Below are 13409 nucleotides of genomic sequence, written 5' to 3' on the forward strand. Positions count from 1 at the left end.
GCCCCGCGTTGACCGTTTCTTTCGAATGCCCATCGCAACCTCCTCATCGAGTGTTGCGACGACCAATTGAATCCACCTCCGGCATTCCCTGCGCGATGGGCTTCCGTCTTATACGTGATCTCCCTGGTGCGCCGGGCTTTCTGGCCACCATCCCCGCGCGAAGCGAAGCCTCAACGCGAGTTGACATCAGCATCGGGATGCCAGGACCACACGATTTCAACGTCCGCGAAAGGCCCCGCACGCGCGCCACGCCGGCAAGCCGCCGCAGCCCTGCACGAGGCCGGTCGACGTCGCTCGTCCTGACGACGCCGTCGCAGCCACCGCATCCCGCCCCGCGTGTCGTGACGACGCGTACGCCCCTCCTGCCGGGACGGAACGGGGCGGATATAGCCATTGATTTGGGGGCGGAGTCAAGACAAATTCCGAAAAACGGAAGACGCGTCCTGGAACGGAACGGAGCGACGGATCGGAATGACGTGCAATGTCGGCGCATGCTGCGCCGTCGATGCGATCAGCGCCGACCGGTATGCAGCCGTCTCGTCGGGGCAGCGCGCCACGACAAGTTTCATGCAGCGTCACCGTAATACGTATTACTCAACGAAATACTGGAATCCGCCGCCCGGCGTGCTACTGCCACCGACAAAGCGTGGGGCGTGACTTCGCTTTAGTTTCGCGGCATGCTGTCGATTAGCTCGCGGGATGGGTGGAGCAACGCGAAACCCATCAATTGGTCTACGAGACAACAATGGTATCGCTTCGCTCCAACCAGTCCACGCGCTGGCGGGTTTGTCCTATCTGGTGACGCAGCGGAAGTCTTTAAGCCTGACCTCATACGCTCGCGGAAGGCGTCACCATATTCATGTTCATCCTCCGACGGATTGCCTCGCGGCCGATCGCCGGTATGACGATGAACTCACACCGGGTGCTTCCGCTCGAGTTTCCCAACAATGCGCTCGCCAAGTCTACGCACAATCGATGGTACGAGTCGCAAGCCGAGGACGGCCAGCCGGGCGCGGCCACCCGGAACGATGAAATACCGGTCGCGCCGGATTCCCCGCAATGTGTCCGCAACCACGATTTCCAAGGGAGTTCTCGGGATGGTCAGCGTATGTCGCCGGTTCTCCGGTGTCCGATAGGAATCAAGCTCCGCCACCATAGGCGTCTCGAACTCCGCTGGGCAGACGAGGTGAACCTTGATACCTTGGCGCAGCAGTTCGTAGTGCAGGCATTCGGTGAAGCCGACCAAGGCGTGTTTCGCAGATCCATAGGCGGTGAAACCGAAGATTCCGGTCAGACCAGCGATCGATGCTATGTTGATCAACCGCCCGCCAGCGGCGCGTAGATGGGGTAAAGCAGCCCTGGTGACATTTACCGGACCAAAGAAATTGGTTTGCATCACGGCCTGGAAGTCATTGTCGGTGAGGGTCTCGAACCGCCCCTCGCGCATCACACCTGCATTGTTGAACAGCATGTCGATCCCTCCACGGCGCCGAGCAACCTCCTCGATAGCCTGAGACGTTGCAATCGGATCGCCAACATCGACGGGCTGCACCTCGATATCGGCGCCGGCGTGTCGCCGACGAAGTTCATGAACCGCGAGATCCAGATTATCGGTTCGCCGCGAGAGGAGCGTCAGCCGAGCACCTTGGGGGGTAAGCGCGTTCGCTATCGCAAAGCCTAGGCCCGTCGCCCCCCCGGTGATGACAATGCTACGTGAATGGAACATATGAGAGTCCTAAGCCAGAATCCACTTCGGGAAGCCGGGAGAAAGGACGAGCCCCAGCTTCGCCCAATCGCGCGGTCGAGTGCTGCCCACTGACCGCCGTTGCCTCAGAAACACCTATTTTCATTTTGTCGACCTTGCTGAGCTTCCTAGGTGCAGTTGCTGAGCAGGACTTCGTACAAACTCCGCCAGCGGTTGAAGCCTCCGGTGATACCCCCGCAGGGCGACGGCGCGTTCGCCGCAAGGCATGGCTACATCGTTTTCGTGCAGTCACATCGGAGCTTTTCCGATTGCTATTTGAGCGGCAGCAGACCGCATGCCGGGCTGCGGTCAATCAAGCGCAGTGGCGATGCGGTCGGCGAGGGCGAGCAGGGTTTCTGGTTTGCCCATCGGCGCCTGCCCGTGGCCCTTCATCGGAACGTCCGCCCAGCGAGGTATGATATGGAAATGCAGGTGGAAGACGGTCTGACCGCTGGCCGCACCGTTCAACTGAACGATCAGGAAACCCTCGGGTGCCAGCGCCTTGACCACTGCCCGGGCGGTGCGTCGGGTGGCTGCGACCAGCCGAACGAGCACGTCCGGCTCCACGTCCAGCAGGGTGCGCGAGGTCGAGGTCTTCGAGATCACCAGTACATGCCCTTCGGACTGGGGAAAGGCGTCCATGAACGCGAGGACGTGATCGTCCTCCCAGACCTTGGCGGCGGGGACTTCGCCGCGAAGGATTCGGCCAAAGATGTTGTCGGGGTCGTAGGGGGCGGCGAGGGTCATCTGGTGCTCCGGAGTATGGGCGAGGCTAGAAACCGCGGTGCGGTGGGGTGTTTTGGGTGACGGCGCAGTGCTTCCCTAGTTTTGGCGGCCCGGGCTCCATCGGCCGAGGACGTGCGGTCCCCGGCACGGCGGCTCAATCGCTGAGGGGTCTCGTGTGCCGGGCGCGGCGCCCGTGACATGGACTGTCGTCTCTTAGTCCGGCTGAGGCTGACCGGGCGCCTGTTGCAAGTGGGCTATATCGCGTAGCCCGCTTGAACTCCTCGTGTGACAGGCCTTCAGATTCGGCTGTTCGGGTGATCGTTGAAAGCTACCAGCCATCGCGAGGAAGGTGATCGCGTGCTGACGGCGATCACGCTGACGCCCGGTGGCCAGCTCAGCCGCGCGAATTCTGCAAGAACCAAGCAAACAGGTGAATACATTGGCGCTGCGATGGCAGGGGTCGGCGTAAACAGACGCCCGCACTTCGGGCGACGCAACCATGCGGCGGCATTTCCAGATGCCGCCCACCGGAAGAAGCCGCCACAACTCAATATTCGCAATCAAGAAAGCGTTCGACATTATTTCCCCAAACAAATCTTTCCGCTATGGACGCCGGGTACAAGAGCTTGCGCGCCAAGGTCGCTGGATGCCGTCGGCGTGACCTTCTCGAAGCATAGACGTGTGGAGGAATGGCCGCTTGCCAGAATCGGCTACCAATTTCGACGAGAGAGCTTTGTTGTGCCTCTGGCCTCAACGAATGATGTTCATCGGGCGTCTGGGTACGCTGCCGCTGCACCGGCATCCAATATCGGTCTGCCTGGTGGCGCTTCAGGCCCCTCTGCGGATCGGCACCACAATGGCCGGGGAGAGCCTGGCCTGCCTTACCGCCATCGTCCCCGCAGGCTTGGCGCATACCCTTGATCTAAGCGGGGCGCCGGTCGCCGTGATATACAACGACCCTGACGATCCTTACTATCGGCGCCTCTCGCCCCGTCAGAGATGTGGCCTAAGCTCACTGGACCCTGACATCGAAAGTTCGCTTATCGTCGCTGTGCGGAATCTCTACGCGCTGCATCAGACAGGTGATAAGCTACGCTTCGACGATTTCGATTTCGCTGCTGAACAGGCATTGGGAATCGAACCGCGCCCACCACGGTTCGATGCGCGGGTTGAACGTGTCGTAGCTATCATAAGGGCTGACATCGCCCGCAATCACTCGATCCAGGAACTGGCCCGGCGAGTCGACCTTTCCCCTGGTCGCCTGCAGCATCTGTTCGTCCAAGAGATTGGGGTGCCACTTAGGACGTTTAGGATTTGGATTCGTTTCCGGCACGCTGTGGAGCGTGTGGGAAATGGCGATTCTATCACGTCGGCGGCGCTCGATGCAGGCTTTTCGAGCTCCAGCCATTTCAGCCACGCCTTCAAGGCAACCTTTGGCGCTACTGCCGCCAGCGTGCTCAAGGACGCTCCGTCTAGGGTCCGGATTCAGTTGATCGAATAACTACGATGGCCGCGATGGGCGCCGGAAACTGACGGTTTTTCCCTCTTGCTGCCACACGTCATCCTCGAAATGCCTGTCGCAGAAATTATCTGCGTCTCACTTGAGGGGTGCAGTCCAGAGATGTCACCGTAATTGTCTCATGACGTCGTCGGCGGCGGACCGAGTGCGGTCTCGATCAGCAGCGTGTCGCAATATTCGATCCATTCCAGGATACGGCCGTTCTCCAGGCGAAGGACGTTGCAATAGCTGTTGTTGTAGACCTTGCCGTCGCTCGTCGTATTGCGGCCACGCGCCTCGACCACGACACGGTCATCCTCGGCCGTCAGCCGGATCGGGATGGTGGTGATGCGGCCGAGCCGCGCCCGCAGCGGCGCGAACAACTCGGCGAGAACGGTCGCCTTGCCGTCATAGCTGCGCGACCAGGATCCGCTGCCCATGATGACGAAGCGGACATCATCCGCAAGATGCGCGAGCAGCGGCTGCGGATTGCTCTTCGCCAGTTCGTCGAACACATGCTGCACGATCCGCTTGTTGTCATGACCCGTGGCTTCTACGGCGCTCATCGGCAAACTCTCCTTGAATTCGGTCATCGTCGCATCAACCGGTCTGCTTGAGCGCAGCCGGAAACGGTCCCAGCACCGCTTCCGTCAGCGCCGAGTCGCAGTATTCACGGATCTCGACGATGCGCCCCTCGTGCAGCCGATAGATCAGGCAGTAGTCGTTGTTGTAGGGCCGTCCGGCCCTGGTGCGCATCTCGCCCTTGGCCTCGACCACGACGAGGTCGTCATCCGCGATGAAGCGCAGCGGAATGGCGCGGCGTCCCTCCGCCAGCAGGCTGTTGAGATGGCCATGGAGATTGCGCAGCAGCGTCTCCTTGCTTCTGATCGTCTGCGACCACGAATATTGTCCCGTGATCACCATCGTGACGTCGTCGGCGATGGCCGCGACATAGGCCGCGCGGTCGCCGGCGGCGGCCTTGGCGAGCAGCTCTTGCATCAATCGCTTGTTGGCGCTGGCGGTCATGACATCTGTCTCCCGATCTCCTCTGCGACAGGGCGAAGCATGACGGGTGGCGGCGCATTCTTCCAATCGATATCGGATATGATATCAATTCGGCCCATGAATTTGGCCGCGCTCGACCTCAATCTGCTGGTGGCGCTCGACGCACTGCTCCGCGAGAGCAGCGTCAGCCGGGCTGCGCTGCGGATCGGACTGTCCCAGCCGGCCACCAGCCACGCCCTGCAGCGGCTGCGCGACTTGCTCGGCGATCCCCTGCTGGTCCGCACCGGCGCGCGGATGGAGCTGACCCCGCGCGCCCTTGCGCTGCAGGCTCCGCTCGCCCAGGCGCTGGATCAGGTGCGCGGCCTGTTCACGCCCGACGCGTTCGACGCTGCACGGAGCGAACGCCAATTTCGCCTGATGATGCCTGATCTCGCGGTCGAGCTGCTGATGCCGTCGTTGATGGCCAAGGTGACGCGCGCCGCGCCAACCTCCGCATCGACGTTGTGCCTTGGCGAGGCCCTGCGATCTTCCACGCCGAGTTCGCCCGCACCATCGACATGGTGATCTCGATCGGCAACGCCTTCAAGGGCTTCCATCGCCAGTTGCTCTACACCGACAGCGATGCGCTGGCGGTGCGGCGCGGTCACCCGGTCGGCAGGCGACTGAGCCGGCGAGACGGCTTCCTGGCCGCCCGGCATGTCGCGGTGGTGCTGCGCGGCCAAAGCGAGGACCTGATCGACGGCTGGCTGCGCAGCAAGGGCTGGGAGCGGCGGATCGCACTGGTCGTGCCGAGCTACATCGAGGCGCTGCATGTCGCCGCGCGCACCGATCTCGTCGCCTTCGTGCCGCGCCGCCTGATCGCGGCGCTGGCGCAGCCCCTGTCGCTGTCGACCGTCGCGCCGCCGCTCGATCCTGGCATCGACGAACAATACATGTTCTATCCGACCAGGGCGCAGGTCGAGCCGGGGTCGATCTGGCTGCGCACGCTGATGCTGGAAACGGGCCGCGAGCTCGGCGGCGCGCCAGGACGTGCGACGAAACCGACATGAGCGGACGCCGGCGGGCGCCCGCGCGTTCTCCTCCGTCAGGCCGCCAACAGCAAAATGCGTTGATACAGTTGAGGTCGCGCAGGGTAGGCAAAGCAGCCGCCCGGCAGGGCGGCTGCGTGCCCACCGTGACGCTGCGTACTCCGCGTCAGATGGTGGGCACGGCGCGCGATCGAGCGCAGTCTGCGGTGAATACGGTGATGCGCGCCTTTGCCCACCCTACCCTCCAAACCGGCTAGCGCAGCAGCGGCATGAATTCCGGCTCGTTCAGATTTTTGGCTGGCGTCCGCCTTGTTGTCAGGCTATCAGACGCACGCTGCGCGGATGCGCACCGTAAGCGTCTCACGTCAGGCAACGCATTCAACGGATCGGCTCGATCCGGAGGAATGCAGGATGCGTTGCCCGTGATCGACCGATCGAATTCCGGAACTGCCATCATGAATCCACCTGGTGAACGGCGCGCGCGCAGAAAACTGCCCGCGCGCTATGCAGCCGTCGTCATGCCGCTGACACTCTCGGTGCTGATGACGTTCGTCGTGTCGGCGATCGCCACGCTGAAGAGTCTTGGACCGACGCCGGCGTTCATCGCGACCTGGCCCGCAGCGTGGGGCATCTCCTGGCTCGTCGCGTTCCCCACGCTGCTCGCTGTTCTGCCGCTGGTGCGGCGGATCGTGGCGCTCGTGGTGGAGACGCCCAAGCCGAATTAAGCGAAAGCAGCGGGGCCGCTCAACTGCGGCCCCGCTTCAACGGGTATCACGCAAGCCGCTGTTTGAGCCGTGAATCCGCCTCATCTACCGCTGTCGTCCCGGACAAGCCGCGACGCGCACCAGCGCGGCACGGCGCCGATCCGGGACCCATACTCCGCGGCCGTCGTGATGGGCAGAATGCCAATGACCGGTGTGCCTCAAACCACTCCCTGTGGGTATGGGTCCCGGCTTTCGCCGGGACGACAATGGAGCATATTGATATGCGCGGCCGTAGGGTGGGCAAAGCGGTCGCCGAAGGCGGCAGCGTGCCCACCGTCTCGCTGCGCACTCGCAGCCTCGATGGTGGGCACGGCGCGGGTAACATCTCGCTGAACTCATCAGCAGCGTGGCGCGCCTTTGCCCACCCTACAAACTACACGCTCAGCGCGCCCTCACTGCCCCAGCCCGTGCGCGACGACCTTGCGCATGACGTTGGGCAACGCCTCGCCGTCAAGGGTCGCGATCGGAACCCAGCGCATGCCGTCCGGCGCGCGTGTCCGCGCCGGCACCCGCGCGGTATAGACCACGAGCTCCAGCGGGAAATGCGTGAAGACGTGCGTCACGACGCCGAGCTTGCGGTGCCAGCGTTTCACGCCGGCCAGCTCCGGCGCTTGCGCCAGCGCTTCGGCGTCGCCCTGCCCGGCCAGCCATTCCGAGCCGGGGACCTCGGTCATGCCGCCGAGCAGGCCCTTTGCGGGGCGCGAGCGCACCAGCAGCTCGTCGCCTCGGACGACGACGAAGGCGGCGCCGCGCCTGAGCGTACCGGTCTTCTTGGCGGCCTTGCGCGGGAACGTGTCCTGGTCGCCGCGCTCGCGTGCGGCGCAGTCCTCGCTCAAGGGACACAGCGCGCAGGCCGGCTTCTTCGGCGTGCAGATGGTGGCGCCGAGATCCATCAGTGCCTGCGCGCTGTCGCCGGCGCGGGACGGCCCGAGCAGGGTCGCCGCGAGCGCCTGGATCTGCGGCTTGGCCTGCGGCAACGCCTCCTCCACCGCGAACAGCCGCGACACCACGCGCTCGATGTTGCCGTCGACCGGCATGGTCAGCCGATCGAACGCGATCGCGGCGATGGCGGCCGCGGTGTACGGACCGACGCCGGGCAGCGCGCGCAGCCCCTCCTCGGTGTCCGGGAACGCGCCGCCATGCTCGCGCAGCACGGCGACGGCGCAGGCATGCAGGTTGCGCGCCCGCGAATAATAGCCGAGGCCGGCCCACATCCTGAGCACGTCGTCGAGCTCGGCGCCGCCGAGCGCCGAGACATCCGGCCAGCGCGCCAGGAATTTCTCGAAATACGGCCCGACCGCCTTCACCGTGGTCTGCTGCAGCATGATCTCGGACAGCCAGACGCGATAGGGATCGGAGCGCTGCCCGGCCGGCGCGCGCCACGGCAGCCGCCGGCGGTGGCGGTCGTACCAGGCGAGCAGTTGTGCGGGGCGCTCGGCGGAGCCGCGATTCTCTGGTCGGCTCTTGCGCTTGGAAGGAAGGGCTGATGACACCATTGGCTTAATCTAGTACGTCAGGAGCCATCGTCGCCCGCTGGACCGCAGTCTCGTCTGCGGCATCCACGGCTTTCTTCGAGCCTCGGCGGCTCGGACGGGCGGCAGACCACGAGAAGCCTGTATCGATGGCAAAGCCCGGCCGCCTCACCGCAAAGCCATTGTCGCTGATGATGGGCGACGTGCTGTCGGCTGCCTATGCCAAGCAGGGCTTTGCCGCGCGCGAGCTGGTGACGCGCTGGCCGGAGATCGCCGGGCGCGAGATCGCCGAGCACGCCCAGCCGCTGAAGATGCAATGGCCGCGGCCGGTCGAGGGCCAGCCGCAGGAGCCGGCGACCTTGATCCTGCGCGTCGAGGGGCCGATGGCGCTGGAGATCCAGCATTCGTCGGACGTGATCCTGGAGCGGGTCAACCGCTTCTTCGGCTGGCACGCGGTGGGCAAGCTGGCGCTGCGCCAGGGGCCGCTGTTGCGCCCCCCGGTGAAGCGCCGCCCGGTGCCGCCCGATCCGAACACGGTGGCGAAAGTCGCGCAGACCCTGACCGCCATCGAGGACGACGCCCTGCGCGACGCCCTCGCCCGGCTGGGCGCCGCCATCAAGCGAAATTGACGCTTCCCGTTTGATCCCGGTTTGCGGCCCGGCATTGCCTCAAGCTGGGTTTCAAGCTAGCGAAAAGCCGAGTTACGAGTGTTTCAGGCGCGAGATGCGCCCATTCCGGAGCAGAGCCTTGATCATCACCCGCCGCGCCTTCACCGCAGCCTTGTCGCTGACCGGCCTCGCCGCTCTGGCGGGCCTGTCCCCGCTGCGGCTGATCTCGGACGCCATGGCCCAGAGCGCCACCGATGTCGCCAAGCCGGTGTCGCTGCCGGACATGGCGATCGGGCCGGCCGACGCCGCCGTCACCATCACCGAATATGCCTCGATGACCTGCCCGCATTGCGCCGCATTCAACGCGACCGTGTTCCCGAAGCTGAAGGCCGAATACATTGATACCGGCAAGGTGCGCTACATCTTCCGCGAGTTCCCGCTCGACATCAAAGCCGCGGCCGGCTCGATGCTGACGCGCTGCATCGCCAATGGCGATGCGCAGAAGTATTTTGCGGTCACCGACATGCTGTTCCGCTCGCAGAACGACTGGGTGGTGAAGAACACCACCGAGACGCTGACCCGGATCGGCAAGCAGGCCGGCCTCAGCCAGCAGCAGGTCGAGGCCTGCCTGAAGGACCAGGCGCTGCTCGACAAGATCGCCGCCGACCAGAAATACGCGAGCGACATTCTTAAAGTCGATTCGACGCCGACCTTTTTCATCAACGGCGAGAAGATCAAGGGCGAGACTTCGATCGAGGAGTTTCAGAAGAAGATCAACCCGCTTCTGAAGAGCTGATTCGAATCACTGAGTCCTCAGAGACACAGCGCGGCCCCTCAATGGGGCCGCTTCTGTTTCGTGGGCCGTTCGCCACGAGAAAGCCTTGGAAAAGCAGGGCCGGCGGGTTGCCCTGGGGACCGGCCCTCGCCATTGTCCCGCCCTCAGAATGGGGCGCCAGGGCGACTCAGTCCACATTGACATTGCCTTCCATGGTATTGTCGGGGCTGGGAGATTCGTCTCCCGCCAACAGAGAATCTGTGCATGAAACTCACCCGTCTTCGTCTTCACGGTTTCAAGACGTTCGTCGAACCGACTGACTTCGTGATCGAACCCGGCCTCACCGGCGTCGTCGGTCCGAATGGCTGCGGCAAGTCGAATCTGGTCGAAGCGCTGCGCTGGGCGATGGGCGAGACCTCGCACAAATCGCTGCGCGCCGCCGACATGGACGCGGTGATCTTCTCCGGCTCGAACACGCGTCCGTCGCGCAACCACGCCGAAGTGGTGATGACGATCGACAACAGCGATCGCACCGCGCCAGCCGCCGTGAACGATCGCGACATTCTCGAAATCTCGCGTCGCATCGAGCGCGAGGCCGGCTCGGTCTATCGCATCAACGGCCGCGACGTGCGCGCCCGCGACGTGCAGATCCTGTTCGCCGACGCCGCCACCGGCGCGCGTTCGCCGGCGCTGGTCCACCAGGGCAAGATCGGCGAAATCATTCAAGCGAAACCTGAGCAGCGCCGCCGCGTGCTGGAAGACGCCGCCGGCGTCGCCGGCCTGCATGCGCGCCGCCACGAGGCCGAGCTGCGATTGAAGGCGGCCGAGACCAATCTGCTGCGCGTCGAGGACGTCATCGGCCAGCTCTCCGGCCAGATGGAAGGCCTGCGCAAGCAGGCGCGGCAGGCGATCCGCTACCGCGAGGTCGCGGCCAAGGTGCGCAAGGCGGAAGCCACCCTCTATCACATGCGCTGGATGGGCGCGCATGCCGATCTCAACGACGCCGCCCATGTGCACGACGTCGCCGTGCGCGAGATGGCCGAGCGGACCCGCGAGCAGGCCGAGTCGGCCCGCATCCAGGCCATCCGCTCCTCGCATCTGCCGGCGCTGCGCGAAGCCGAGGCCCGCGCCGCGGCGACGATGCAGCGGCTGAAGAACGCCCGCGACCTGCTCGACCGCGAGGAGCTGCGCGCCAAGGAGCGCGCCGGCGAGCTCGATCGCCGCCTGATGCAGCTCACCGCCGACGTCGCGCGCGAACAGCAGCAGAACCAGGACGCGCAGGTCGCGTTGCAGCGGCTGGAAACCGAAGACGCGGAGCTGAAGGAAGAGATCAAGGCGCGCGTCGAGATGCGCAGTGGCGTCGACGAGCGCGTCGCCGAGGCGGAGGCGCTGCTTGCCGAGACCGAGCGCCAGTTCACCGAGCTGACGACGCAGCTTGCGGACCTCACCGCCCGCCGCAACCAGCTCGAAGCCAACGTCCGCAGCCACCGCGACCGGCTCGCCCGGCTCGACCAGGACATCGCCAATGTCCGCGCCGACGAGGAGCGGCTGGCGCAGGAGACCGCCCATCTCGGCGATCTCGACACGCTCGCCGCCTCGCTCGAAGCGGCCGAGGAGGCCGAGGCGCAGGCTGAGGCCGCGGTGCAGACCAACGAGTCGGCGCAGGCCAATGCACGGCAGAAGCTCGAAGCCTCGCGCGCCCCGCTCGCCGAGGCCGAGAAGCGCGCGCAGCGGCTCGAGACCGAGGCCCGCACCATCTCCAAGATGGTCAACAGCGAGACCAAGAATCTGTGGCCGCCGATCATCGACGGCGTCACGGTCGCCAAGGGCTATGAGAAGGCGCTCGGCGCCGTGCTCGGCGACGACCTTGATGCGCCGGTCGACGCGTCCGCGCCGATGCATTGGACCGTGGCCGGCGCCGAGGTCATCGACCCCGCGCTGCCGGATGGCGTCGAGCCGCTCGCGGCCTATGTCCAGGCACCGCCGGAGCTGTCGCGACGTCTGGCGCAGATCGGCGTGGTGTCGCGTGATCGCGGCGCCCAGCTGGTGTCGCAGCTCAAGACCGGCCAGCGGCTGGTGTCCTCCGAAGGCGACGTCTGGCGCTGGGATGGCTTCATCGCCGCGGCGCATGCGCCAACCGGCGCGGCACGGCGTCTGGCCGAGCGCGCCCGCCTGATCGACATCGAGGCCGAGCTAGAGCTGGCGCGCATCGATGCGACGAGCAAGCGCCAGGCGCTGGAGAGCGCCGAGGCCGAGGTGAGGGCCGCGACCGCCGCCGAGAGCGCCGCGCGCGAAGCCTGGCGCGCCGCCCAGCGCGAGGTGAACTCCGCGCGTGAGCGCCACGCCAATGCCGAGCGCGAGATCAACCGCCATTCGGCGCGCAAATCGGCGCTGGTCGAAGCCTCGACCCGCCTCGCCCACGACCGCGCCGAGATCGCCGAGCTGCACCAGAATGCGCTGGAGGCGATCGAGGAGCTGCCGGCGACCAACGAAGCCGACGGCCGTCTTGCCGCCGTGCGGGCCGAGATCGAGACCAAGCGCCGCGCCGCGGCGCAGGTCCGGGCCGAAGCGCAGGCGCTGGCCCGCGAGGCCGAGCTCGCCGACCGCCGCGTGCAGGCAATCATCAGCGAGCGCAACGACTGGTTCAACCGCATCCGCGGCGCCGGCTCGCAGATCGCCACCATCGAGGCGCGCATCGCCGAGGTGAAGGACGAACGCGCCGAGCTCGAAAACGCGCCGGAGATCTTTGCCGAGAAGCGCAGCGCGCTGATCGACGAGCTCGCCATCGCCGAAGGCGAGCGCCAGGTCGCCGCCGACGCGCTGGCCGAAGCCGAGACCGCGATGGGCGACACCGACCGTGCCGCCAAGGCGTCGCTGGAAGCCCTGTCGAAGTCGCGCGAGGCCGCGGCCCGCGCCGAGGAGCGGCTCGAAAGCGCCAAGCGCCGCGTCGGCGACGTCGAGCGCGAGATCCACGACATGCTCGAATGCGAGCCGCAGGCGGTTGCCGCCATGGCCGAGATCGGCCCGGACACGCAACTGCCGCCGCTGCATGAGATCGAAGAGAGCCTGGAGAAGCTGCGCCGCGATCGCGAGCGGCTCGGCGCCGTCAACCTGCGCGCCGAGGAGGAGCTCACCGAGGTCGAGGGCTCGCACACCGCGCTGACCACCGAGCGCGACGACCTGGTCGAGGCCATCAAGCGGCTGCGCCAGGGCATCCAGAGCCTGAACAAGGAGGCGCGCGAGCGCCTGCAGGCGTCATTCGAGACCGTCAACGATCACTTCAAGCGTCTCTTCACCGAGCTGTTCGGCGGCGGCGAGGCCGCGCTGCATCTGATCGAGAGCGACGATCCGCTCGAGGCCGGCCTCGAGATCATCGCCAAGCCGCCGGGCAAGAAGCCGCAGACGCTGTCGCTGCTGTCGGGCGGCGAACAGGCGCTGACGGCGATGGCGCTGATCTTCGCGGTGTTCCTCACCAACCCCTCGCCGATCTGCGTGCTGGACGAGGTCGACGCGCCGCTCGACGACCACAACGTCGAACGCTTCTGCAACCTGCTGCACGAGATGAAGGGCTCGACCGAGACCCGCTTCATCATCATCACCCACAACCCGATCACCATGGCGCGCATGAACCGGCTGTTCGGCGTCACCATGGCCGAGCGCGGCGTGTCGCAGCTGGTGTCGGTCGCACTCGACGAGGCCGTGAAGATCCTCGACCAGCAGGTGGCGTGATCTTGCTCCGTCATTCCGGATCGCCGCCTGCGCGGCGCCCGGACTGACGCGTGGAGAGGA

At 65.7% G+C, this 13409-nt stretch carries 11 protein-coding genes and 1 pseudogene; 6 read left to right on the forward strand and 6 right to left on the reverse strand.

Features of this window, described 5'->3' with window-relative positions; all coding sequences use genetic code 11:
- Positions 1-913: 913 nt before the first annotated feature.
- From QX070_RS17860 to QX070_RS17870, 3 genes are all read right to left on the reverse strand, one after another.
- Entirely contained in the window at positions 914-1726 is an 813-nt protein-coding gene (locus tag QX070_RS17860) for an SDR family oxidoreductase (protein ID WP_315738322.1), read from the reverse strand.
- Positions 1727-2053: 327 nt separating this feature from the next.
- Complete coding sequence (locus tag QX070_RS17865; RefSeq protein WP_315738323.1) at positions 2054-2491, reverse strand: HIT family protein; 438 nt, start codon at positions 2489-2491, stop codon at positions 2054-2056.
- Between the two features lie 1069 nt (positions 2492-3560).
- Complete coding sequence (locus QX070_RS17870; protein WP_315738324.1) at positions 3561-3740, reverse strand: hypothetical protein; 180 nt, start codon at positions 3738-3740, stop codon at positions 3561-3563.
- A 15-nt stretch (positions 3741-3755) separates the two neighbouring features.
- On the opposite strand from QX070_RS17870, the gene QX070_RS33040 reads away from it, so the two are divergent.
- Entirely contained in the window at positions 3756-3971 is a 216-nt protein-coding gene (locus QX070_RS33040; protein WP_409999175.1) for a helix-turn-helix domain-containing protein, read from the forward strand.
- 137 nt (positions 3972-4108) lie between these two features.
- Here the strand turns inward: QX070_RS33040 and QX070_RS17875 are convergent, their stop codons facing one another.
- Positions 4109-4534 carry a nuclear transport factor 2 family protein gene (locus QX070_RS17875; RefSeq protein ID WP_315738325.1) on the reverse strand — a complete coding sequence of 142 codons (426 nt, stop codon included), beginning with the start codon at positions 4532-4534 and terminating at the stop codon, positions 4109-4111.
- Positions 4535-4568: 34 nt separating this feature from the next.
- A complete protein-coding gene (locus tag QX070_RS17880) occupies positions 4569-4994 on the reverse strand; it encodes a nuclear transport factor 2 family protein (RefSeq protein WP_315738326.1) in 426 nt (141 codons plus the stop codon).
- Positions 4995-5090: 96 nt separating this feature from the next.
- Between QX070_RS17880 and QX070_RS17885 the strand changes: the two are divergent.
- A pseudogene (locus QX070_RS17885) lies at positions 5091-6022 on the forward strand (LysR family transcriptional regulator).
- A 434-nt stretch (positions 6023-6456) separates the two neighbouring features.
- The gene (locus QX070_RS17890) at positions 6457-6726 is read left to right on the forward strand and encodes a DUF2798 domain-containing protein (protein ID WP_315738327.1); all 270 of its coding nucleotides are present in this window, start codon (positions 6457-6459) and stop codon (positions 6724-6726) included.
- 431 nt (positions 6727-7157) lie between these two features.
- Here the strand turns inward: QX070_RS17890 and mutY are convergent, their stop codons facing one another.
- On the reverse strand, positions 7158-8261 hold the full coding sequence (mutY, locus tag QX070_RS17895; protein ID WP_315738328.1) for an A/G-specific adenine glycosylase: 1104 nt from the start codon (positions 8259-8261) through the stop codon (positions 7158-7160).
- A gap of 125 nt (positions 8262-8386) precedes the next feature.
- Here mutY and QX070_RS17900 point away from each other — a divergent pair, with 125 nt between their 5' ends.
- The 3 genes from QX070_RS17900 (at position 8387) to QX070_RS17910 (ending at position 13349) form a co-directional block, all read left to right on the forward strand.
- Positions 8387-8866 (forward strand): DUF721 domain-containing protein, encoded by a 480-nt coding sequence (locus QX070_RS17900; RefSeq protein WP_315738329.1) that lies wholly within the window; start codon positions 8387-8389, stop codon positions 8864-8866.
- Between the two features lie 118 nt (positions 8867-8984).
- A complete protein-coding gene (locus QX070_RS17905; protein WP_315738330.1) occupies positions 8985-9641 on the forward strand; it encodes a DsbA family protein in 657 nt (218 codons plus the stop codon).
- Positions 9642-9884: 243 nt separating this feature from the next.
- A complete protein-coding gene (locus QX070_RS17910; RefSeq protein WP_315738331.1) occupies positions 9885-13349 on the forward strand; it encodes a chromosome segregation SMC family protein in 3465 nt (1154 codons plus the stop codon).
- Positions 13350-13409 lie beyond the last annotated feature (60 nt).

It is taken from the genome of Bradyrhizobium sp. SZCCHNR1093, assembly GCF_032381175.1.
GTDB lineage: Bacteria > Pseudomonadota > Alphaproteobacteria > Rhizobiales > Xanthobacteraceae > Bradyrhizobium.

What these genes read in the sequence shown, in the direction of transcription:
- QX070_RS17910 (WP_315738331.1), top strand. Translation starts at nt 9,885, where the DNA reads ATGAAACTCACCCGTCTTCGTCTTCACGGTTTCAAGACGTTCGTCGAA.
- QX070_RS17865 (WP_315738323.1), bottom strand. Translation starts at nt 2,491, where the DNA reads ATGACCCTCGCCGCCCCCTACGACCCCGACAACATCTTTGGCCGAATC.
- QX070_RS17890 (WP_315738327.1), top strand. Translation starts at nt 6,457, where the DNA reads ATGAATCCACCTGGTGAACGGCGCGCGCGCAGAAAACTGCCCGCGCGC.
- QX070_RS17900 (WP_315738329.1), top strand. Translation starts at nt 8,387, where the DNA reads ATGGCAAAGCCCGGCCGCCTCACCGCAAAGCCATTGTCGCTGATGATG.
- QX070_RS17860 (WP_315738322.1), bottom strand. Translation starts at nt 1,726, where the DNA reads ATGTTCCATTCACGTAGCATTGTCATCACCGGGGGGGCGACGGGCCTA.
- QX070_RS17875 (WP_315738325.1), bottom strand. Translation starts at nt 4,534, where the DNA reads ATGAGCGCCGTAGAAGCCACGGGTCATGACAACAAGCGGATCGTGCAG.
- QX070_RS17870 (WP_315738324.1), bottom strand. Translation starts at nt 3,740, where the DNA reads ATGCTGCAGGCGACCAGGGGAAAGGTCGACTCGCCGGGCCAGTTCCTG.
- QX070_RS17880 (WP_315738326.1), bottom strand. Translation starts at nt 4,994, where the DNA reads ATGACCGCCAGCGCCAACAAGCGATTGATGCAAGAGCTGCTCGCCAAG.
- mutY (WP_315738328.1), bottom strand. Translation starts at nt 8,261, where the DNA reads ATGGTGTCATCAGCCCTTCCTTCCAAGCGCAAGAGCCGACCAGAGAAT.